Origin of the sequence: Aeromonas sp. (assembly GCF_050633025.1) — a bacterium.
Classification (GTDB): domain Bacteria; phylum Pseudomonadota; class Gammaproteobacteria; order Enterobacterales; family Aeromonadaceae; genus Aeromonas.
The window spans coordinates 1-21109 of sequence record NZ_JBODRQ010000055.1 but is presented as its reverse complement, the minus strand read 5'-3'; the positions used below and the strand labels follow the sequence as shown (position 1 = coordinate 21109).

Genomic DNA, 21109 nt, shown 5'->3' with positions numbered 1-21109 from the left:
CAGCGTACGGGATCACCTTGGTGTGGCGCAGGGCACCGCCGGTAAACAGCGACATATCCATGGTGCCGCCACCGATGTCCACCACGCAGACCCCCAGCTCTTTCTCGTCTTCGGTCAGCACCGCGTAGCTGGAGGCCAGCGCGGAGAAGATCAGCTGATCGACTCGCAGACCCACTTTCTCGACACACTTCTCGATGTTGCGAGCCATGTCGTTGTGGCAGGTGATCAGGTGAACCTTGGCAGCCATCCGCACACCAGAGAGGCCAACCGGATTCTTGATCCCTTCCTGATAATCGATGGCAAACTCCTGCGGCAGCACATGCAGCACACGCAGCTCGTCGGAGAGGCGAACCGACTTGGCGGTGTGGATCACGTTGTCCACATCCTCCTGGGTCACCTCTTCATCGGAGATGGGCACCATACCGGTCTCGTTGCGGCAGTCGATATGCTTGCCGGACAACCCCAGATAGACCGAGCTGATCTGGCAATCTGCCATCATCTCGGCCTCTTCCACCGCGCGACGCAGTGACTTGACCACGGAGTCGAGGTCATTGACCCCGCCCTTCTCCATTCCGCGAGAAGCGTGACTGCCCATACCGATGACGTTCAGTTCACCGTCCGGCAATACTTCCCCGACCAGAACCGCCACCTTGGTTGTGCCGATATCCAGTCCGACAATCAAATTCCTATCTGCGGTGTTGGTCATGCACTTTCTCTTCGCTCTTCTTCCAGCCAACTGCCATTCCGGTGTCGTATCGAAGATCCACGTAGGCGACTTGCGCACGGGGTTCGATAACCGGGAAGGCATCGATAAATCGCTGCAACCGGAGCGCAATGTCATTGCGTCCCAGGAACAGCTTGATATTGCCATCCAGGGTCAGTTCCCAGGCATGGCGTGGGGTCAGATTCACCCCCAGCAACTTGTATCCCTTGGCAGCCAGTTGCGACTCGTACTGCCGGCTCTCTTTCAACACCCGGGCAGCTTGGTCCTCCGGCCCCGACAGCTGCAACAGCGGCGTCTTGACCCGATCCGGGGCACTGAATACCTTACCCTTGGTGTTGACGAAGCGGTTGCCATTCCAGCGCGCCGCCACATCCTGTTCCGTCAGATAGACCCTGATCTTGTTCGGCCACTTCTTTCGTACCGAGACCTGAGCTACCCATGGCAGGGCATTGAGCCGTGCCTGCAATTCGTTGACGTCCAATTCGAAGAAATTGCGCAGCTCGGCGCCATCCAGCACGGCCATCCGCAGCTCTTCGGTTTGCAAATACTGATGTTGCCCCTGCAGCAACAGCTCGCTCATGGGCAACCGGTTGGCATCTGTCAGCCAACCTTTAACATCCAGCGCAGTCCGGTAGCAGCCCCATACCACCAGCAGGAAAAATACTACCCCTGCGATGAAGCCACCCTTGGTGCGCCCCTGTGCCCTTGCCTCCACCAGATCGATCCCCGTGTAACGCGCTAAACCGGCCTTTTGACAGACCGGTTCGCCATTATATAGGCCCCGGCTTGGCGGTCAAAATACTCATTGGGCCCTCAGGCACCAGATTTCATGCTATTTATACTCAAGTTCATTTCACCGAGCCGGCGGGCAAGTGTCCCGACGTTCCCGGCACCTTGAGTCAGCACCAAATCCCCCTCGCCGATCAGGTCAGCCAGCACAGCTGGCACATCATCCGGCGTAGCGACGAAGATGGGGTCCAGGTTGCCGCGTGAACGAATGGAACGGCACAGGGCGCGACCATCAGCACCCGGGATCGGATCCTCGCCAGCAGCATAAACCTCCAGCATCACCAGCACATCCACCTTGGATAGCACATCGGCGAAGTCCTCATAGAGGTCGCGGGTACGGGTATAACGGTGTGGCTGGAACACCATCACCAGACGCTTCTCAGGCCAACCGGCACGAGCGGCATTGATGGTGACCTTCACTTCGCTCGGGTGGTGGCCATAATCATCCACCAACATCGCCTTGCCGCGACCGGTTTCAAACTCTCCATACTGCTGGAAACGGCGACCAACCCCTTCAAACTTCGCCAGCGCAGAGATGATGGCCTCATCGCTGACGCCGTCCTCTGTCGCGACAGCAATCGCCGCGGCAGCGTTCAAGGCGTTGTGGATCCCCGGCAAATTGAGGGTCACCTGCAGCTCGCCCACATCTTTACGGCGCACCCGGAAGCAGCTGTGGTTGGTGGTCTGGACAAAATCCAGCACCTGCACATCCGCATCGTCAGAGAGACCGTAAGTCAGGGTCGGACGGGCAATCTCCGGCAGCAGGCCGCGGATCACCGGATCATCGATGCAAACCACCGCCAGTCCGTAGAAAGGCAGGTTATGGAGAAACTCGATGAAGGTGGCCTTCAGCTTGGCGAAGTCGCCGCCGTAGGTATCCATGTGATCCGCTTCGATGTTGGTCACGATGGAAACCATGGGTTGCAGATGCAGGAAGGAGGCATCGCTCTCGTCCGCCTCGGCGATCAGGTAGCGGCTGCTGCCCAGGCGGGCATTGGTACCGGCACTGTTGAGCAGGCCACCGATGACGAAGGTAGGGTCGCGGTCGGCTTCGGCATAGATACTCGCCACCAGACTGGTGGTGGTGGTCTTACCGTGGGTGCCGGCAATGGCGATACCATGGCGGAAACGCATCAGCTCGGCCAGCATCTCGGCGCGGCGCACCACCGGGATCCGCAGTTCGCGGGCGGCCAGCAGCTCCGGGTTGTCCTGCTTGATGGCGGTAGAGACCACCACCACGCTGGCACCCTCAACGTGTTCGGCACTGTGGCCGACGAAGATGTGGGCACCCAGTCCGGCCAACCGCTCGGTCACGGCGTTGCGAGCCAGATCAGAACCCGTTACCTGATACCCTTCGTTGGCAAGCACTTCGGCGATCCCGCCCATACCGGCACCACCGATGCCGATAAAGTGGATGCGACGCACGCGGCGCATTTCGGGGATCACAGTACGCAGTTTTGCCAGTTCAACCTTGGTCATAATCGTCTCTTTAATCTGCCGCGGGCCATGTGCCGTCAAAGCGCGGCTGCATGGCGGCATTAATACATACAGGTACAGGGCTGCCCGGTGTCACCGCTGCAACCTTGCTCATCAATCTCTACCACTCGGTCCGGTTGCGAGCTGTTTGCACTCGTCAGCAACCCGCTCGGCCGCATCGGTAATGGCAACGCGACGAGCCGCTTTCGCCATGTTGAACAGGGTCTCCCGGCGCCCGGCCAGCCAGGTCAGGCGCGCCGCCAGTGAGGCGGTATTCAGCTCGGACTGGGGCAGGAACTCGGCCGCACCTCCGTCGACCAGGGTCAGGGCGTTACGGGTCTGGTGATCATCCACTGCATGGGGCAGCGGTACAAAAATGGCGGCGACCCCGGCGGCAGCCACCTCGGAAACGGTCAGGGCTCCGGCACGGCAAACCACCAGGTCAGCCCAGGCGTAGGCACTGGCCATATCCTTGATAAACTCGCTCACCTCGGCATTGATGCCGTGCAGGGCATAGGCAGCAGACACTGTCTCGCCATTGCCCTTGCCACACTGGTGACGCACTTCAATGGGCACGCCGGATGCCGCCACCGCAGCAGGTACCTGCTCGTTGAGCACCCGCGCTCCCAGACTGCCACCAACGATCAGCAGATGCAGCGGTTCGCTGCTGCTTCGCAGTTGCGGATCCGGCAGGGCGACCACTTCGGGACGCACCGGATTACCCACCACGGCGGTACGACGGCTCGGTGCGAAGGCGCCCGGAAATGCCATCAGCACCCGCCTGGCGATCCGCGCCAGCAGCTTGTTGGTCATACCAGCCGCTGCATTTTGCTCATGGAGCAGCAAGGGGATGCCGGAGAACCAGGCCGCCACGCCACCCGGGCCTGAAGCAAAACCACCCATGCCGAGCACCACATCGGGGCGAACGGTCTTGAGCACCTGACGCGCCTGCAGCACGGATTTCACGATGCGATAGGGCGCCACCAGCAGCCGCTTGATGCCGTTGCCACGCACCCCCTGGATATCGATAAAGGAGATGGGATAACCGTGGGTGGGCACCAGCTCTGCCTCCATCCGGTCGGCAGTACCGAGCCAGTGGACCGTCCAGCCCTGGGCCTTCAGGCGATCGGCCACGGCCAGACCGGGGAACACATGTCCACCGGTACCACCTGCCATCACCAACAAAGTCTTGCTCACTAAACCTCCCGCGTGCGCGCCTGGGCTGTCGCCTGACGCAACTCAAAATCGATTCGAATCAACATGCTCACCGCCACCGCCATAATGATGAGACTGGAGCCACCGTAACTGACCAGCGGCAGGGTCAGCCCCTTGGTCGGCATCATGCCGCTGGCCGCACCGATGTTGACGAAAGTCTGGAAGCTGAACCAGATACCGATACCAATAGCCAAATAGCCGTCATAAAGCCGCTCTGCCACCAGCGCACTATGTCCCAGTTTGAGCGCCTTGATCGCCAGTGCAAAAATCAGGAACAGGGCGCCCAGCACCCCGACATAACCCAGCTCTTCGCCGAGGATCGCAAACACAAAGTCGGTGTGCGCTTCCGGCAGGTACTCCATCTTCTGAATGGAGTTGCCAAGCCCTTCGCCAAACCAGCTGCCACGGCCAAATGCCATCAGCGACTGGGTCAACTGGTAGCCACTGCCGAACGGATCGGCCCAGGGATCCATAAAGGAGGTCACCCGGCGCATCCGGTAAGGCTCGACAATGACCAGCATCACCACAGAGCCAAGACCCGCGCCGATCAGGGTCAAAAACTGCCCCAGTCGGGCACCGGCCAGAAAAAGCATGCCAAACGAGGTGACAAACATCACCACGGTGGAACCAAGGTCAGGTTGCAACAACAGCAAGACCGCCAGTATCCCGAACACCGCCAGTGGCTTGAGGAAGCCAATCCAGGCTTCACGCACCTCGCTTTGGCGCCGCACCAGATAACCGGCCAGGTAGACAAACAGCGCCAGCTTGCCGAATTCGGCAGGCTGCAGGTTGAACGGACCAAGCGGCAACCAGCGCACCGCACCGTTAACGTTGCGTCCCACCAGCAGTACCAGCACCAGCATCAGAATGGCCAGCAGCAACATGGGGCCGTTGTGCTGTTGCCAACGCGCCATCGGCACCTGCAGCACAAACCAGGAGATACCGAGCGCAATCACCAGAAACAGGGCGTGACGCTTCACGAACATGAAGGGGTCATCCCCCAGCGCAATCCCTTCGGGGATCGACGCCGAGGCCACGATGACCACCCCGACCGCCATCAGGGAGAGCGCCAGCAGTACCAGCTGCCGATCGTAGAGACCAGCAGGGCGAGCCGGTAACAACCAGCGCTGAAAAAGACCTGCGGCTGCACGAAGGGCGTTCATAGCGCCAGCACCAGTTCAGCGGTAAGGCGATCACCGCGAACGTCGAAGGATGTGAAGAGGCTAAGCCCGTTCAGGCTGGCAAGGTAGGCGTTCATAGCATCTGTACCATCTCGGTGAAGCGATCGCCGCGCACCTCGAACGACTTGAACTGATCGAGGCTGGCACAGGCTGGCGCCAGCAGCACCCAGTCACCGGGCTTGGCATCGGCAGCCGCTTTGGCAACCGCAGCAGCCAGGTCAGCCACCCGTTCGGTCTGCTCGCCCAACGCCAGCAGCACCTCGGCATCCTGACCAAAGCAGTACATGTGATCGATCTGGTTGCCGAGCAGCGCCTGGATCGGGCCAAAATCCTGCCCCTTGCCCTGACCACCGGCCAACAGCAACAAACGCCCCCTGACCGACTCGCGCACACCGGCCACGGCAGCCAAAGTAGCCCCCACGTTGGTCGCCTTGGAGTCGTTGATCCAGCGCACCCCGTTCACCTCGCGTACAAAGCGGGCACGATGGGGCAAGCCTTCAAAGCGGCGCAGCACGGTAAGCTGGGCCGCACGGGGAATGCCGACCGCATCGCACAGCGCCATGGCGGCCAGCGCATTGGCCTGATTGTGGGCACCGACGATCTTCATCTCGTCCACGGCGATCAGCGGCTCGCCGTGCAGGGTCAACCAGTAGCGGCCATCCAGCAGACAGCGGCCATAACCATTGCAATCAAGACCAAAGCTCTGCCACACCTGCCCCACATCAGGCAGGGTCTGGGCATCGTCGCGGTTGACCAGAATGTGTTTGGAGTGCTGATGGATCTCCATCTTGGCGGCGCGATAATCGGCCATGCCCTGATAGCGATCCATGTGATCTTCGGAGAGATTGAGCACTACGGAAGCGGCAGCACGCAGGCTGTAGGTGGTCTCCAGCTGGAAGCTGGAGAGCTCCAGCACGCAGAGATCCATCGGCTGTTTGAGCAGATCGAGCGCCGGTGTACCGATATTGCCACCCACACCGACATTGAGGCCGGCTTCGGCAATCATCTCGCCTACTAGCGTGGTCACTGTGCTCTTGCCGTTGGAGCCGGTGATGGCGATAACAGGTGTCTGGGTCTCGCGCACAAACAGCTCGATATCCCCGATGATCTGCACACCGCGTTCAGCGGCAGCCTTCAGTTCAGGCGTCGCCAGCGCGATACCGGGACTCGCGACTATCATGTGTGCCTGCTTGAGCCGCTCTTCATCCAGACCGTGAATAAGCTCAACTTGCGGTGGCAGCTGCTCCTTGCCAGGCGGGTTGGCACGGGTATCCATCACCAGCGGCGTTACGCCACGGCCGAGGAAGTAATCGACACAGGAGAGTCCGGTTTTGCCCAATCCGATGATGATGACCATGGCCTTACCTCACCTTCAAGGTGGCAAGACCCAGCAGCACCAGCACAAGGGTGATGATCCAGAAGCGCACGATAACGCGCGGCTCCGGCCAGCCCTTCTTCTCGTAGTGGTGATGGATCGGCGCCATGCGGAAGATCCGCACGCCGCGCAGCTTATAGGAACCCACCTGCAGGATCACCGAGACGGTCTCCATCACGAAGACACCGCCCATGATCACCAGCAGGAACTCCTGACGGACCAACACGGCGATGGTGCCGAGCGCGCCGCCCAGTGCCAGGGAACCAACGTCCCCCATAAAGACCTGCGCCGGATAGGTATTGAACCAGAGGAAACCCAGACCCGCCCCGACAATGGCGGTACAGACGATCACCAGCTCGGAGGTATAGGGCACATAGGGAATATGCAGGTAGTTGGCAAAGTTGACGTTACCGGTGGCCCAGGCAATCAGGGCAAAGCCCCCCGCCACCATCACGGTCGGCATGATGGCCAAGCCATCCAGACCATCAGTCAGGTTGACCGCATTGGAGGTACCGACGATGACAAAGTAGGTCAGCAGGATAAACATCAGGCCAAGCTGCGGCATCACATCCTTGAGGAAGGGCACCACCAGCTGGGTCTGACCATCGTGGGTGGCGGTCGCATAGAGGAATACAGCCACCGCCAGCGCTACCGCAGACTGCCAGAAGTACTTCCAGCGAGCGATCAGACCGTCGGTATTCTTGCGCACCACCTTGAGGTAGTCATCGGCAAAGCCGATGGCGCCGTAGGCACCCAGCACAAACAGCACCAGCCAGACATAGGGGTTGTCGAGGCGGCACCAGAGCAGCACCGAGATAAAGATGGCCGCGATGATCATCAGGCCGCCCATAGTCGGGGTGCCCCGCTTGCTGAGGTGGGACTCGGGGCCGTCGTTGCGGATCACCTGGCCGAATTTGAGGATCTGCAGGCGGCGGATGAGGCGCGGCCCCATCCAGAGCGCGACACCCAGACCGGTAATGATCGACAGGATGGCGCGAAACGTCAGGTAGGAGAAGACGTTGAAGAAGGTGAAGTGCGGGGTGAGCAGTTCAGCCAGCCAGACTAGCATGCAGCTGACTCCTGATGGTCGACGACCATCTTGACGATATCTTCCATACGGGAGCCACGAGCCCCTTTGACCAGAATCGAAATTTCCTGATGTGTATTAATCATTTGCGCAAGCACTTCAAACAACGACGCCTTGTTATCGAAATGTCGGCCAGCCGCGGCATCTGCGGTATGGCGACTCTCTTCCCCCACTGTCAGCACGGCATCCAGACCGCACTCGCGGGCATGATGGCCAACCCGGGCATGTTGCTCGGCAGACTCCTCACCCAGTTCCCGCATGTCACCGAACACCAGCACCTTGAAGCCGCTCATGGCGGTCAGGGCATCGATGCCCGCCAGCACGGACTCCACGCTGGCATTGTAGGTATCGTCCACCAGGGTCAGACCGCCCCAGTGCTGAACACAGAAGCGTCCCTTGACCGGAACCATCTGCTCCAGACCGGCTTTGACCGAGGCCAGAGAAGCACCGAGTGCCAGGGTACCGGCAGCTGCAGCCAGCGCATTGGCCACGTTATGGCGGCCGGGGATCGCCAGAGTCAGGCTCACCTTGCCCTGCGGGGTTACCATAACGAACTCGGCACAACCCTGAGTGTTGAGAACCACATCGCGAGCATGGAACGGCTGGCTCTGATCTTCGATGGAGAAGGCGCAGCGAATGCCACGCTCGCGCCACTTCGGCCAGAATTCGTTGTCGGCGTTGACGATGGCGGTGCCGCCGGCGCTCAAGCCCTCAAAAATTTCGCTCTTGGCGTGATAGATCCCTTCAAGAGAGCCGAAGCCCTCAAGATGGGCCGCCGCCACGTTGTTGATGATGGCGGCATCCGGTTTGGTCAGCGAGGTAGTCCAGGCGATCTCGCCCTTGTGGTTGGCTCCCAGCTCCATCACTGCAAACTTGTGTTGCGGCTCGAGGCGCAGCAGGGTGAGCGGCACGCCCACCTCATTGTTGAAGTTGCCGGCGGTGGCCAGTACCTCTCCTTCATGACGCAGGATGGCGGTCGCCATCTCCTTCACTGTGGTCTTGCCGCAGCTGCCGGTGATAGCCAGTACTTTCGGGTTGATGCGCTCACGCACCAGTCTGCCGAGACGACCCAGCCCCTTGAGAGTATCGGCTACCACCAGTTGGGGAATGGCCAGCGGCAGTTCGCGCTCGACCAGCAGGGCAGAGGCCCCTGCCTGAACGGCCTGTTCACAAAAATCGTGGGCATCGAAGCGCTCGCCGCGCAGGGCAACGAACAGGGCACCCGCACCAAGAGTGCGAGTGTCGGTACTGACGACGGTGATCTCGCCATCGTTACCAATCAGACGGGCATTGAGTACCTGTGCCAGCTCTGCAAGCCTGAGGGTCATCATTTGAATGACTCCAATAATGTGTGCAAGGCGGCCGCGACGGTTTCCCGGTCGCTGTAGTGCCGCTTGTCTGTTCCAATGATCTGATAATCCTCGTGACCCTTACCGGCCACCAGGATGATGTCCTGTTTGCTCGCCTGACCGATGGCCAGCGCAATCGCCTTGACCCGGTCGTGCTCCACCTGCACCGCAGCAGGATCGCGAAGACCCGCCACCATGTCGGCCATGATCCGGGCCGGCTCCTCGGTACGGGGATTGTCGTCGGTCAGGATCACGCGATCCGCATACTGTTCAGCCATGGCTGCCATCATGGGGCGCTTGCCGCGATCCCGATCACCACCACAACCGACCAGACACCAGAGCTGGCCTTTGCAGTGCACCCGCAGGGCCTGCAATGCCTTCTCCAGTGCGTCCGGAGTGTGGGCATAATCGACCACGGCAAGGGGCGAATCACCGCCGCCAAAGCACTCCATGCGACCGGTCACCGGCTGCAATTTCGGGGCAGTTGCAAGCAGCTCGTCGAAGTCATAGCCGAGTACCAGCATGACACCCATCGCCGCCAGCACATTGCTGACGTTGAAGCGCCCGAGCAAGGGGGCGGATAATACACCATTCCCCCAGCTGGAGTTAATCTGCGCGCGAAAACCTTGCTGGTGAAAATCGAGTTGCTGCGCCGTTAACTGACGACCGGAATGGTTTTCAATCGGGCCATTAACGCTGAACGCCACCGCTGAAGGATATTTTTCGAGCCACTTGGCTCCCAGCTCATCATCACGGTTGATCACCGCATTCGACTCATCGACCAGCTGCAGCAGTTGCTCTTTGGCGGCACCATAGGCTTCCATGGTGCCGTGGTAGTCGAGGTGATCCCGACTCAGGTTGGTGAAGACCACGGCAGCAAACGGCAAGGCGGCAACACGATGCTGCACCAGACCGTGGCTGGAGACCTCCATCGCCACCAGATCCGCCCCCTGCGCTTGCAGCGCAGCCAGATTGGCCTGCACCTGCACCGCGCTGCCGGTGGTGTTTTCTGCTTCCACCAGCTCACCAAACAGACCGTTGCCGATGGTGCCCATCACACCCGCCTTGCCACCCAGCAGGGTGCGCCAGTTGGCGACCAGCAACGCCGTGGTGCTCTTGCCGTTGGTCCCGGTGATCCCTACCAGCTCCAGTTTTTTGGCTGGCAGGTCGTAGAAATATCCGGAAAGCGCAGAGAGGTGAGCGGGCAGATCCCACATTCCGATACAGGAAACCGGAGTCGATGGTGGGATAAATTCCCCATCCTCCTCAAACACAACAGCGGTCGCTCCCTGAGCCACCGCCTGTTCGATAAACCTTCTGCCATCCACCTGATGACCACGAATGGCCACGAAGAGCGAGCCGGGGCCAACCCGCCGACTATCCAGCTGGATATCGGTTAGGGTGAGCGATGGCGCCTGGATACCGAAGGGGCGCAGTAATGCATCAAGTGCGCGGGACAAGAGAAGCCTCCGTACGGGCAAGTTTGGTGGGCACCGCTGGCGGCACCGCATCAGGACGAATATTGAAGAGCTGCAGCACCCCGCCCATGGCCTCTGCAAACGGTGGGGTCGCCACAGCACCGCCATAGTAGGCACTACCTTTTGGCTCGTTGATCACCACCACCATAACGAAACGGGGATCACTGGCGGGTGCGAAACCGGCAAACCAGGCCATGTAATCCTTGCCATAGCCACCGGCGACGGCGACCTTGGCGGTACCACTCTTGCCGCCGACCCGATAGCCCGGGATCTTGGCTTTGGGAATGGCGTTATCGACCACGTACTCCAGCGCCTGCAACATGGCGGAGGCGTTGTTGTGGTCAATCACCTGCTCACCCTTGGGTGGCGTGGTGACCTTGACGATGGAGATGGGCACCCGCTTTCCCTTGTTGGCCAGGGTGGCATAGGCGGAAGCCAGCTGCAGCGGGGTAACCCGCAAGCCGTAGCCAAACGAAAGGGTTGCCCGCTCGATATCGGACCAGCGCCGACGCTGGGGCAGCATGCCGCTGCTCTCGCCCATCAAACCACTACCGGTATCCATACCAAAGCCGAACATGCTGAGGGTGTTGATCATCTCCTGTGCCGGCATTCGCAACGCGATTCGCGACATGCCGATGTTGGAGGAGTAGCGCAGGATATCGTAGAGGTTGGTCGCCTTGTGAATACTGACGTCCTTGATCTGCTTGGCCCCGATAAAGAGCGGCCCACCGGGAATGAAATCCTTCCAGCTGGTGACTCCAGCCTGCAAGGCACTGAGCAAAATCAATGGCTTGACGGTCGAACCCGGCTCGTAGGTATCGGTCACTACCCGGTTGCGTACCCGAAAACTCTGATACTGGCCGCGGTTGTTCGGGTTGTAGGAGGGAGTGTTGACCATGGCGAGCACTTCACCGGTCTTGATATCCAGCATCACCATGGTACCGGAGGTCGCCTTGTTCTCATCGGTGGCCCGCTTGAGCGCACGATAAGCCAGCGCCTGCACCCGCTGATCGATACTGAGCTGCAGATCGTTGGCGTTCTTGCCCTCTTTGACGAGGCCAAGCCGCTCGATGACTCGTCCCTGCCGATCCTTGCGCACCCGCATTTCGCCGGGTGTCGCAGTCAGCCACTCGTTGTAGCTGCGCTCAATCCCTTCAATGCCGCTGCCATCGATGTTGGTCACCCCCACCAGATGGGAGCTGATCTCGCCGGTCGGGTAGAAGCGGCGCGCTTCGGGGCGCAGATAGATGCCACCCAGCTTGAGCCCCTTGATATATTCCGCCACCGCAGGAGTCACCTGCCGTTGCAGATAGACAAAGCGCTTGCTGGGGTTGGCAATGCGGTGCTTGAGGGTATTGATATCGAGCTTGAGCACGGCGGAGAGCGCAAGCCAGGCTCGCTCATTATTGATGGCGCCGGATTCGTGTACTGTCTTGGGATCGGCCCAGACCGCTTCGACCGGCACCGAAACCGCCAGCTGCTCGCCGTTGCGATCGGTGATCATGCCGCGCACAGCCTGGGTGGAGGTGGTACGCAGGGATCGCATGTCACCCTCCTGACGCAGACGATCCGGATTGATCACCTGGATCCAGGCCAAACGCAGGATCAGACCCACAAACGCGATGCCGATAAACACCGCAAGCGTGCGAAAGCGCCACGGATAGATCGATGGCGCTTTGACATTCGCTTTGGCAGCTTTGGCTGTAGCCTTGCGTTTCATGGTTGGGTAATTACCTTCTCGGTGGTCACCAGCGGACGACCCATCTGCAACTTGTCCATCGCCAGACTCGCCACCCGGGAGTGTTCAGCCAGGGTGCCCTGCTCCAGCAACAGGTGGCGCCATTCGATATTGAGGCGATCCTCTTCTGCCATCAGATCGTTCTGCTTGGCCGTCAGACCACGGGTCATGTTGGTCACCAGGATCACGGCAAACGCGGTCACCAGCACGGCGACCGACAGAAAAATCTGCAGCTTGTGCCGCCAGAGATCGGCAACGATCTCCTTGGCCAGATGAACACGCACTTCGCTCATCGCTTACTCCGCCAGCCGTTCGGCAACCCGCAGCACCGAGCTGCGTGATCGGCTGTTTTCAGATACTTCATGATCAGAAGGCTTGAGCGCCTTGCCGACCGACTTCAATTTGCGACCGCCTGCCAGCTGGGCCTCGGTCAACGGAATGCCGTAAGGCACTTCCGGCCCCTTCTCGTGCTTGCGGATGAAATGCTTTACCAATCGGTCTTCCAGCGAATGGAAGCTAATCACTGACAGACGGCCATGTGGTGCCAGCACCTCCAGTGCACCGTTGAGCGCGGTTTCGATCTCGTCCAGCTCGCTGTTGATATAGATGCGAATGGCCTGGAAACTGCGGGTTGCCGCATGCTTGCCCTTCTCCTTGCTCGGATTGACCCGGGCAATCATCTCGGCCAGTTGGCGGGTACGCACATAAGGCTCGGTCACCCGGTCATGCACGATGGCGCGGGCGATCTTCTTGGCAAAACGCTCCTCACCGAAGGTCTTCAGCACCCAGGCGATGTCATCCACATCGGCCTTGGCCAGCCACTCGGCGGCGCTCTGACCGGAGGTGGGGTCCATCCGCATATCGAGCGGACCATCTTTCATAAAGCTGAAGCCACGCTCGGCATCATCCAGCTGGGGTGAAGAGACACCCAGATCCAGCAGGAAGCCATCTACCTTGCCCAGCAAACCGCGCTCATCGAGATAGGAAGCGATGCCAGAGAAAGGACCGTGCACGATTTCGAAACGGGGATCCTGGATCTTGGCCGCTTCGGCGATCGCCTGCGGATCGCGGTCGATGGCGATCAGGCGGCCATTGGGGCCAAGGTGCTGCAGGATAAGGCGAGAATGACCACCACGGCCAAAAGTACCGTCGACATAGATACCATCCGGCTTGGTAGCCAGACCTTCGACGGCTTCGTGCAGCAGCACTGTGATGTGTTCAGCGGCTTGGGTCATTTATAAAGAGAAATCCTGTAGTCGTGGTGAGCTTGCCCAATCGTCCCCGGGCAGACCCAAGATGTCGTCATTGACCTGTTGTTGCCAGCGGGCTTCATCCCACAACTCAAACTTGTTGAGCTGGCCCACCAGCATGATTTTCTTGTCCAGCCCCGCATGGTTGCGCAGTGGCTGACTAAGCAGCAGACGGCCATTGCCATCCAGCTCGCATTCGGTTGCATGTCCCAACAGCAGACGCTGCAAACGGCGCTCTTGCGGATTCATGCTGGAGAGAGTTTTGAGCTTGCGCTCGACCTCTTCCCATTCATTCAGGGGATAAAGCAGCAGACAGGGGTGGGCAATATCGATGGTGCAGACCAGCTGGCCGTCGCTTTCGTCGCGCAGCCAATCACGGAATTTGGTCGGAATTGCCAGCCGCCCTTTACTGTCCAGGCTGATGGCATGAGCGCCACGCAACAAATTGCAGTCCCTGAAGGTGAGTGAGCAGGCAGATTGCCCCTCAAAAAACCACTTTATTCCACTTTTCCCCACCATGAAGTTTAAGGACGAGCTGGGGGCTTTTCAAGCAAGGAGATGTGTCAGAGGGAACATATTGACGCAGCAATTGCACAACGCAGATTGAGTGAGTTGATTTTCCACAATTTATTTGGCATTAAACTCTGGCAATTAATTGAAATAAGTGAATGCAGCAGGAACACTCACGATATGCAAGTACGAGCCCCCATTCTGCACCCACTCACCGTCTAGCGCTGCCATTTCGCTAAATACGAAACTATGCGGTTGATTTAAAACATCTAATTTTATTACAAGATGACCAGACTGACAGTATCAGACCAACGCTGCCATATTTCGCATGCATACAAAAGAGCCCCGCGATAAATCGCAGGGCTCTTCGGAATGAGGTCGGAGTCGGCCTGTAAGCCGGGTTCTGTACCGGGTTGCCCCGGGTAGCAATCATTCCTCTAGGCCAGCAATCGCTCGCTGGCTCAAGCAACCTACCCGCCCCCAACGCGGGCCGCGCCAATAGGGGCCTATTTGGTCTTGCTTCGGGTGGAGTTTACCGTGCCACGAACTGTTGCCAGTCGCGCGGTGCGCTCTTACCGCACCCTTTCACCCTTACCTGATCCCTTGCGGGCCATCGGCGGTCTGCTCTCTGTTGCACTGGTCGTAGGCTCGCGCCCCCCAGGCGTTACCTGGCACCCTGCCCTGTGAAGCCCGGACTTTCCTCCCCTCCGCCCGTCTGTCCCGAGGGACACAACGACGAAGCAGCGATTGCCCAGCCAACTCCGAGGCGCGGATTATAGCCTCGTGATGCGGGCGGGGTAAACCGTCAATTCCCGTTTACGGCAATTAATCGCGCTTCGGCCCCCGTTTACATGCTGAATGCTCGCCGGTTCGGGGGATTGCACTGGTCAAAAAGCAGTCTGCCAGCCTATTTCACCGGCTCAATAGTGCTCGAGACCGTATTTGTAGAGGGCATTCTTCTTCACGCCGTGGATCTCGGCGGTCAGGGCAGCCGCTTTTTTCAGTGGCAGCTCAGTCACCAGCAGACCCAGAGTACGGATCGCCTCAGCTGGCAGATCCTCTTCATCTTTGGAGGCACCAGCCACGACCAGCACGATCTCGCCGCGGCAGCGGTTGTCATCCTCACCAAGCCAGGTCAGCATTTCAGAGGCCGGCAGACCGTGAATCGACTCGAAGGTCTTGGTCAGCTCGCGGCACACCACCACCTGACGCTCGCCGAGAATGCGAGCAATCGCTTCCACTGTATCCTGCACACGACGCGGCGATTCGTAAAACACCAGCGAACGGGTATCTTCGATAACGGCTTGCAGACGATCGTCACGTCCCTTGCTCTTGGCGGGCAGGAAGCCCTCAAAGGCAAAGCGATCGGTGGGCAGACCGGCCGCGCTCAGAGCGGTGATGGCAGCACAGGGGCCGGGCAGCGGCACCACCTTGACCCCGGCTTCACGACAGCGGGTGACCAAGTGATAACCGGGGTCGCTGATGAGCGGGGTGCCGGCATCGGAGACCAGCGCAACACTCTTGCCCTCTTTGATCCGGCCGATCAGCACATCGGCCTTCTGCTGCTCATTGTGATCGTGCAGGGCGAAGGTCGGTACCGAGATGTGGTAGTGGCTGAGCAGGATACCGGTATGACGGGTATCTTCGGCGGCCACCAGATCGACACTGCGTAAAATGTCCAATGCACGCTGGGTGATGTCCGCCAGATTGCCGATCGGAGTGGGGACTATATACAGGGTTGGGATGTCACTCATGGGATCTCCGAGTGCCCCGACAATTGTGTCGCCATATTGGCCCGTTTACACTATGGGGAACTTCAACACTGGTCGGGGAATGAACTTGAACCGGGTTACAAAGCAGCTAAGTGTATCACGACTCTTCGGCATCATACTCGCGGCAATCCTGCTCGCCGCCTGTGCGTCGGAGCCCAATCAACCGTCAGGGCAGTCAGGCATGCCCTCTGCGTTCTCCAATCTGACCAAGAATGCCCAGTGGTATCTTGAGCAGGTGGACCCCGCCAAGCCGGCCGAAGCCTTTACTTGGCAAATGCTGGCGGCACGCAGCTATCTGGCACTGGGCCAGGCCAAACCGGCCTCGGCACTGTTCCAACAATTGCAGAAGCAGGCCAAGGATCCCGTTCAGAAGGCGCAGCTGCAGCTGCTGCAAGCCCATCTGTTGCTGGCGCAAGGCCACGCCAATCAGGCGCTGATCCTGCTGGAAGGCAAACCTGAGGTGGTGCTGGATGCCGATACCCAGAAGGATTGGTATCGCCAGCGTGTGGTGCTGCAGCTCGATATCAACAACAAGTTTGGCGCTGCCAAGTCGTTGATTGCACTGGAGCCCTACCTCAATCAGAGCGAGCAGGCGACCAACCATCAGCAGATCTGGTCGTTGCTCAAAAGCATGACCCCTTCCACCCTGCAGGCGCTGGAAGAGGCTCCGGCCCCTGATGTGACCACCGGCTGGTTGCGACTGGCGGCACTGGTCAACGAGTTTGGCGCCCAGCCGAACCTGCTGGCCCGCCAACTGGCAGGCTGGAAGCGCGACTTCCCCAACCATCCGGCCCAGAAGGATATGCCGGCAGGATTGGGCGATCTGGCGACCACTGCCAGCACCTCGGTGCAACAGATCGCCGTGCTGCTGCCCCTCTCCGGCAATCTGGAGCCGCAGGGCGCTGCCATCCGTAACGGTATGCTGATGTCTTATAAGGAAAATCAGGGGCAATTCACCCTGAATTTCTACGACACCCAGAGCAAGTCAACCGGCGATCTTTACAAGCAGGCGATTCAGGAAGGGGCGGACATGATCATCGGCCCGCTGCTGAAAGACCGGGTCGAGGAGCTGCTCAAGGCCAATCCGACCGTGCCGGTACTGGCGCTCAACGAGCTGGACAAGCCGGTCGTCAACGACACCACCTACTACTTCTCCCTCTCTGCCGCAGCAGATGCCGCGCAGGCAGCCCAGTACCTTTACACCCAGGGCTACCGTAAACCGCTGCTGATCGCCGCCCAGGGGCGGATCGGTTACAGCAGTATCAAGGCGTTCGAGCAGAGCTGGGCTACCCTGAGCCAGGATAAGCCGGTCGTCGCCACCTTCGGTGCCCGCAACGAAGTGCAGGGGATGGTCAAGAATGCCCTGAGCGGCCGCTCTACCGCCCGAGCTGGTGAAGTGGTGCAACTCTCTGATGCCGCACCGCGCAGCATCGATGCCGTTTATGTGGTGGCCAACAGCCTGGAAACCCGGATGATCAAGCCCTACGTGGATGTCTCGGTCAATCCGATGGGCAGCCTGCCCATCTACACCAGCTCCCGTGGCTACGACAGCGCAGCCACCGAGGTTGCCTCAGAGCTCAACGGTATGCATATCGCCGATATGCCACTACTGCTCGGTGGCTACGAGAAACAGCGCGAGCAGATCGCTCTGCTCTGGCCGCAAACCCAGGGTGACCTGCTGCGTCTGTTTGCCATGGGCTACGATGCCGTCAGCCTGGCTGAGAACCTGCAGCAGATGCGCAAGGTGGGTGGCATGCAGCAGGCTGGCATGAGCGGTCAGCTGAGCGTGGATGCCCAGGGTAATATCGTGCGGATGCTGAGCTGGGGTACTTACCAGAACGGCAAACTGGTCGACGAGAACGCCGTTCAGCAACTGGAGGAGCCCTCCAATGAAGGAACTATGGAAACGGATGCGCCAGCAGTTGCCGAGCCTGTTCCCCTCACCAACGAGCAAGGGACAGCATTTTGAACAAGTCGCTGAACGCTGGTTGCAGGCCCGGGGCCTGCAACCGGTAGCGCGCAACTACCGCTGTCGTGGCGGTGAAATAGATCTCATCATGCACCAGGGCCAGACCCTGGTGTTTGTTGAGGTGCGTTACCGGGCCACCGGCAGCCATGGCGGGGCCTCCAGCTCGGTCACCCGCAGCAAACAGCACAAGATCATGCTGGCAGCGCGCCACTATTTGAAGCAACATGCCATCAACGAGGCCAATCAGGCCTGCCGATTCGATGTGATTGCGTTCGAGGGCGACCAGCCAGCCTGGATCCAGAACGCATTTTAAGAGGACCCTATGACTGACCGCATCAAAGAGAACTACACCGAAAGCATCCAGACCAAGATAGCCGCCGCCGAGGCGCTGCCGGATGCCATCCATACTGCAGCCCAGATGATCACCATCTGCCTGCTCAATGGCCACAAGGTGCTGGCATGCGGTAACGGTCCTTCTGCCGCACTGGCGCAACTGTTCATCTCCGAGCTGGTCAACTGCTACGAGACCCAGCGCCCCTCCCTGCCCGGCATGGCCCTGACCCCGGACATGGCGACCATCAGCGCCATCGCCACCGACCACGGTTTTGAAGAGGTCTACGCCAAGCAGATCCGCGCGCTGGGCCAGCCTGGCGACATTCTGGTGGTCATCACCACCTCCGGCCACAGCCGCAGCCTGATCAAGGCCGCCGAAGCCGCCCTCTCCCGCGATATGACCATTGTGGTGTTGAGCGGGGGTGACGGTGGCGAAATGGCAGGTCTGCTCGGCCCGAACGATGTGGAAATACGCGTTCCCTCCGCCCGTCGGCCTCGCATTCTGGAAGTGAACCTGTTGACCCTGCACTGCCTATGTGATCTCATCGACCAGACACTTTTCCCGCAACAGGAAGATTGAAACCATGAAAAAGCACACTATCCTGCTCGCTCTGCTGGTTAGCAGCCTGCTGCTGCAAGGCTGCGCAGCAGTGGTCGTTGGCGGCGCCGCGGGGACTGCCAAGGCCTCTGGCGATCGCCGAACGCTGGGCGCGCAGTGGGATGACCAGACCATCGAACTGAAAGCGGCCAATCTGCTGGCCGACAACAAACCGCTCAGCGCAGCCAGCAAGATCAGCGTCTACAGCAACAATGGCCGCGTCCTATTGGTCGGCCAGACACCTTCTGACGTTTACAAGATTGAGGCAGGCAAAATTGTCAGTCGTATCGAAGGGGTCCGCCACGTCTACAACGAATTGCGCATCGGCCAACCTGCCAGTTTCACCACTCGCAGCAATGACTCCTGGATCACCTCCAAGGTGAAAGCCGACATGTTCGGCACCAAGCACTTCGACAGCACCAAGGTCAAGGTGGTCACCGAGAACGGCGAGGTGTTCCTGATTGGTCTGGTGACTCGCCAGGAGGGAGAACAGGCTGTCAACATCGCCCGCCATGTCAACGGCGTAAAGCGTGTTATCAAGGCGTTCGAATACGCTCAGAACTGATGAAGCGAAGCGGATATAAAAAAACGCAGCCAATCGGCTGCGTTTTTTATTTGATCACCTTCAGCGTTGGACGACCGCTGGGGCGTGGCGGTTCCGGCTCAGGCTCCACCGGTGCCTCGGCCTGCTCCAGCCAGATATCGTAACCCGGCTCTGGCGGGAACATGGTGCCCACGCCGTTCTCCCGGGCATGGATAGCCAGCACGGCTGCCATCGGGATATAGACCTGCTGCGATACCCCGCCAAAACGGGCGCTGAAGCTGATGGCCTCATTATCCATATGAAATTGCATCACGGCACGGGGCGCAATGTTCAATACAATCTGACCATCCTGGGCAAACTGCATCGGCACCATCACATGGGGGATGTTGACGTTGACCACCAGATGGGGGGTCAGGTCATTGTCCAGCAACCAGTCAAAGAACGCCCGTAACAAGTACGGGCGGCTCGGTGTCATTGTCGGTTCCATGCTCATACGCCAGAACGGATCTCGCGCTCGGCCTCGGTCAGGGAAGCCTGGAAGGATTCACGCTCGAACAGACGAACCATGTAGGCCTTCAGCTCTTTGGCACCACGACCGGTCAGGTCGATGCCCAGGCTCGGCAGACGCCACAGCAGCGGAGCCATGTAGCAATCCACCAGACCGAACTCTTCGCTCATGAAATAGGGCATTTCACCGAAGATCGGTGCGATGGCCAGCAGGTTGTCACGCAGTTCGTTGCGTGCCGCGTCAGCATCGGTACCGGCCATGATCTTGTCGGCCAGGGAGTACCAGTCCAGTTCGATGCGGTGCATCATCAGACGGCTGTTACCACGGGCAACCGGATAAACAGGCATCAGGGGCGGATGCGGGAAGCGCTCGTCCAGATACTCCATGATGATGCGTGAGGTGTAGAGTGCCAGCTCACGATCCACCAGGGTCGGTACAGAGTTGTACGGGTTCAGCTCGGCCAGCTCATCCGGCAGATTGGCTGGGTCAACCTGGCAGATATCCACGCTAACACCCTTCTCCGCCAGGACAATACGCACCTGATGGCTGAACATATCGTTGGCACCGGAAAACAGCGTCATTACCGAACGCTTATTGGCAGCTACAGCCATTGAACCCTCCCGTCATTAAAAAGCAGAAACGGCAATGAAGCATCTTGGTCTTCATTGCCGTGCATTATATTACCCGTATCTGGTCGCTTAGTGAACGTCGCGCCAGAATTCCTTCTTCAACAGCACAGTGAAGATGAAGAAGATCACGATGAAACCAAGCACCCAGAAGCCCATGCGTTCACGCTCCTGTTGTACCGGTTCAGCCGAGTAGACCAAGAAGTTTACCAGATCCAGTACCGTCTGATCATACTCTTCGTCATCCATTTCACCATTACCGTCAGATTTGATGCTGACAACCTGCTGGGTTTCCACTCCGTCGACCGTGTGAGTAGCGAACTCGGCACGGGGGGTTCCCTGCAACGGCTCCAGCACATGGGGCATGCCCACGGACGGGAACACGGCGTTGTTCACCCCGAACGGACGGGTCTCATCCACGTAGAAGGAGCGCAGATAGGTGTAGATCCAGTCTGCACCGCGCACTCGGGCAACCAGCGTCAGATCGGGGGGTGGCGCACCAAACCATTTGGCGGCATCCTTCTCTGACATTGCGCTCTTCATCAGATCACCGACCTTTGCACCGGTGAAAATCAGGTTATCTTTCA

General features: G+C 59.5%; 21 protein-coding genes and 1 other RNA gene. 4 read left to right on the top strand and 18 right to left on the bottom strand.

Translation table 11 applies throughout. From position 1 onward, the window contains the following. The 15 genes from ftsA to rsmI all read right to left on the bottom strand — a co-directional run. Positions 1-706, bottom strand: a 706-nt coding sequence (ftsA, locus tag ACRAUW_RS09500) for a cell division protein FtsA (protein WP_431362086.1), incomplete at its 3' end; no start/stop codon positions are given. Beyond that, positions 687-1439, bottom strand: coding sequence for a cell division protein FtsQ/DivIB (locus tag ACRAUW_RS09495; protein ID WP_431362085.1), 753 nt, complete (start codon positions 1437-1439; stop codon positions 687-689). The genes ftsA and ACRAUW_RS09495, both read right to left, overlap by 20 nt. Positions 1440-1537: 98 nt before the next feature. After that, positions 1538-2992, bottom strand: a complete 1455-nt coding sequence (gene murC / locus ACRAUW_RS09490; RefSeq protein ID WP_431362084.1) for a UDP-N-acetylmuramate--L-alanine ligase — start codon at positions 2990-2992, stop codon at positions 1538-1540. A gap of 111 nt (positions 2993-3103) precedes the next feature. Continuing rightward, positions 3104-4186, bottom strand: coding sequence for an undecaprenyldiphospho-muramoylpentapeptide beta-N-acetylglucosaminyltransferase (gene murG, locus ACRAUW_RS09485; protein ID WP_431362083.1), 1083 nt, complete (start codon positions 4184-4186; stop codon positions 3104-3106). Next, a complete protein-coding gene (gene ftsW, locus ACRAUW_RS09480) occupies positions 4186-5367 on the bottom strand; it encodes a cell division protein FtsW (protein ID WP_431362082.1) in 1182 nt (393 codons plus the stop codon). Before ftsW ends, murG begins: the two co-directional genes overlap by 1 nt. 91 nt (positions 5368-5458) lie before the next feature. Then, entirely contained in the window at positions 5459-6742 is a 1284-nt protein-coding gene (gene murD, locus ACRAUW_RS09475) for a UDP-N-acetylmuramoyl-L-alanine--D-glutamate ligase (RefSeq protein ID WP_431362081.1), read from the bottom strand. 4 nt (positions 6743-6746) lie between these two features. Further along, entirely contained in the window at positions 6747-7829 is a 1083-nt protein-coding gene (mraY, locus tag ACRAUW_RS09470; protein ID WP_431362080.1) for a phospho-N-acetylmuramoyl-pentapeptide-transferase, read from the bottom strand. Further along, positions 7823-9178: a UDP-N-acetylmuramoyl-tripeptide--D-alanyl-D-alanine ligase gene (gene murF, locus ACRAUW_RS09465; RefSeq protein WP_431362079.1), complete on the bottom strand. Its 1356-nt coding sequence runs from the start codon at positions 9176-9178 to the stop codon at positions 7823-7825. The genes mraY and murF overlap by 7 nt, the downstream gene beginning before the upstream one ends. After that, on the bottom strand, positions 9175-10707 hold the full coding sequence (gene murE, locus ACRAUW_RS09460; protein ID WP_431362078.1) for a UDP-N-acetylmuramoyl-L-alanyl-D-glutamate--2,6-diaminopimelate ligase: 1533 nt from the start codon (positions 10705-10707) through the stop codon (positions 9175-9177). The genes murF and murE overlap by 4 nt, the downstream gene beginning before the upstream one ends. Beyond that, positions 10640-12394 (bottom strand): penicillin-binding transpeptidase domain-containing protein, encoded by a 1755-nt coding sequence (locus tag ACRAUW_RS09455; RefSeq protein WP_431362077.1) that lies wholly within the window; start codon positions 12392-12394, stop codon positions 10640-10642. The genes murE and ACRAUW_RS09455 overlap by 68 nt, the downstream gene beginning before the upstream one ends. Then, a complete protein-coding gene (ftsL, locus tag ACRAUW_RS09450; protein WP_005336166.1) occupies positions 12391-12705 on the bottom strand; it encodes a cell division protein FtsL in 315 nt (104 codons plus the stop codon). Before ftsL ends, ACRAUW_RS09455 begins: the two co-directional genes overlap by 4 nt. A 3-nt stretch (positions 12706-12708) precedes the next feature. Next, positions 12709-13647 (bottom strand): 16S rRNA (cytosine(1402)-N(4))-methyltransferase RsmH, encoded by a 939-nt coding sequence (rsmH, locus tag ACRAUW_RS09445; protein ID WP_431362076.1) that lies wholly within the window; start codon positions 13645-13647, stop codon positions 12709-12711. Then, the gene (gene mraZ, locus ACRAUW_RS09440; protein WP_013723406.1) at positions 13648-14106 is read right to left on the bottom strand and encodes a division/cell wall cluster transcriptional repressor MraZ; all 459 of its coding nucleotides are present in this window, start codon (positions 14104-14106) and stop codon (positions 13648-13650) included. A gap of 442 nt (positions 14107-14548) precedes the next feature. Continuing rightward, positions 14549-14935: RNase P RNA component class A (gene rnpB / locus ACRAUW_RS09435), an RNA gene on the bottom strand. Positions 14936-15092: 157 nt separating this feature from the next. After that, the gene (gene rsmI, locus ACRAUW_RS09430) at positions 15093-15926 is read right to left on the bottom strand and encodes a 16S rRNA (cytidine(1402)-2'-O)-methyltransferase (protein WP_431362075.1); all 834 of its coding nucleotides are present in this window, start codon (positions 15924-15926) and stop codon (positions 15093-15095) included. A 199-nt stretch (positions 15927-16125) separates the two neighbouring features. Here rsmI and ACRAUW_RS09425 point away from each other — a divergent pair, with 199 nt between their 5' ends. From ACRAUW_RS09425 to dolP, 4 genes are read left to right on the top strand one after another with little or no spacing between them, the layout of a single operon-like run. Then, entirely contained in the window at positions 16126-17913 is a 1788-nt protein-coding gene (locus tag ACRAUW_RS09425; protein ID WP_431362074.1) for a penicillin-binding protein activator, read from the top strand. Then, a complete protein-coding gene (locus tag ACRAUW_RS09420) occupies positions 17855-18226 on the top strand; it encodes a YraN family protein (RefSeq protein ID WP_431362087.1) in 372 nt (123 codons plus the stop codon). The genes ACRAUW_RS09425 and ACRAUW_RS09420 overlap by 59 nt, the downstream gene beginning before the upstream one ends. A gap of 9 nt (positions 18227-18235) precedes the next feature. Next, positions 18236-18826 (top strand): D-sedoheptulose-7-phosphate isomerase, encoded by a 591-nt coding sequence (locus tag ACRAUW_RS09415; RefSeq protein WP_005336275.1) that lies wholly within the window; start codon positions 18236-18238, stop codon positions 18824-18826. A gap of 4 nt (positions 18827-18830) precedes the next feature. Continuing rightward, positions 18831-19409, top strand: a complete 579-nt coding sequence (gene dolP, locus ACRAUW_RS09410) for a division/outer membrane stress-associated lipid-binding lipoprotein (protein ID WP_431362073.1) — start codon at positions 18831-18833, stop codon at positions 19407-19409. A gap of 46 nt (positions 19410-19455) precedes the next feature. Here dolP and ACRAUW_RS09405 read toward each other — a convergent pair whose 3' ends face one another. The 3 genes from ACRAUW_RS09405 to ACRAUW_RS09395 all read right to left on the bottom strand — a co-directional run. Then, complete coding sequence (locus tag ACRAUW_RS09405) at positions 19456-19881, bottom strand: ClpXP protease specificity-enhancing factor (RefSeq protein WP_005336278.1); 426 nt, start codon at positions 19879-19881, stop codon at positions 19456-19458. After that, positions 19878-20507: a stringent starvation protein SspA gene (gene sspA / locus ACRAUW_RS09400; RefSeq protein WP_431362072.1), complete on the bottom strand. Its 630-nt coding sequence runs from the start codon at positions 20505-20507 to the stop codon at positions 19878-19880. The genes ACRAUW_RS09405 and sspA overlap by 4 nt, the downstream gene beginning before the upstream one ends. A gap of 87 nt (positions 20508-20594) precedes the next feature. After that, a partial coding sequence (locus ACRAUW_RS09395; protein ID WP_431362071.1) for a cytochrome c1 occupies positions 20595-21109 on the bottom strand: 515 nt, incomplete at its 5' end.

Bases quoted from the DNA above. Each gene is read 5' to 3' on its own strand.
- murC (WP_431362084.1), bottom strand. From the start codon at position 2,992: ATGACCAAGGTTGAACTGGCAAAACTGCGTACTGTGATCCCCGAAATG.
- ftsW (WP_431362082.1), bottom strand. From the start codon at position 5,367: ATGAACGCCCTTCGTGCAGCCGCAGGTCTTTTTCAGCGCTGGTTGTTA.
- murD (WP_431362081.1), bottom strand. From the start codon at position 6,742: ATGGTCATCATCATCGGATTGGGCAAAACCGGACTCTCCTGTGTCGAT.
- mraY (WP_431362080.1), bottom strand. From the start codon at position 7,829: ATGCTAGTCTGGCTGGCTGAACTGCTCACCCCGCACTTCACCTTCTTC.
- murF (WP_431362079.1), bottom strand. From the start codon at position 9,178: ATGATGACCCTCAGGCTTGCAGAGCTGGCACAGGTACTCAATGCCCGT.
- murE (WP_431362078.1), bottom strand. From the start codon at position 10,707: ATGCGGTGCCGCCAGCGGTGCCCACCAAACTTGCCCGTACGGAGGCTT.
- ACRAUW_RS09455 (WP_431362077.1), bottom strand. From the start codon at position 12,394: ATGAAACGCAAGGCTACAGCCAAAGCTGCCAAAGCGAATGTCAAAGCG.
- ftsL (WP_005336166.1), bottom strand. From the start codon at position 12,705: ATGAGCGAAGTGCGTGTTCATCTGGCCAAGGAGATCGTTGCCGATCTC.
- rsmH (WP_431362076.1), bottom strand. From the start codon at position 13,647: ATGACCCAAGCCGCTGAACACATCACAGTGCTGCTGCACGAAGCCGTC.
- rsmI (WP_431362075.1), bottom strand. From the start codon at position 15,926: ATGAGTGACATCCCAACCCTGTATATAGTCCCCACTCCGATCGGCAAT.
- ACRAUW_RS09425 (WP_431362074.1), top strand. From the start codon at position 16,126: ATGCCCTCTGCGTTCTCCAATCTGACCAAGAATGCCCAGTGGTATCTT.
- ACRAUW_RS09420 (WP_431362087.1), top strand. From the start codon at position 17,855: ATGCGCCAGCAGTTGCCGAGCCTGTTCCCCTCACCAACGAGCAAGGGA.
- ACRAUW_RS09415 (WP_005336275.1), top strand. From the start codon at position 18,236: ATGACTGACCGCATCAAAGAGAACTACACCGAAAGCATCCAGACCAAG.
- dolP (WP_431362073.1), top strand. From the start codon at position 18,831: ATGAAAAAGCACACTATCCTGCTCGCTCTGCTGGTTAGCAGCCTGCTG.
- ACRAUW_RS09405 (WP_005336278.1), bottom strand. From the start codon at position 19,881: ATGAGCATGGAACCGACAATGACACCGAGCCGCCCGTACTTGTTACGG.
- sspA (WP_431362072.1), bottom strand. From the start codon at position 20,507: ATGGCTGTAGCTGCCAATAAGCGTTCGGTAATGACGCTGTTTTCCGGT.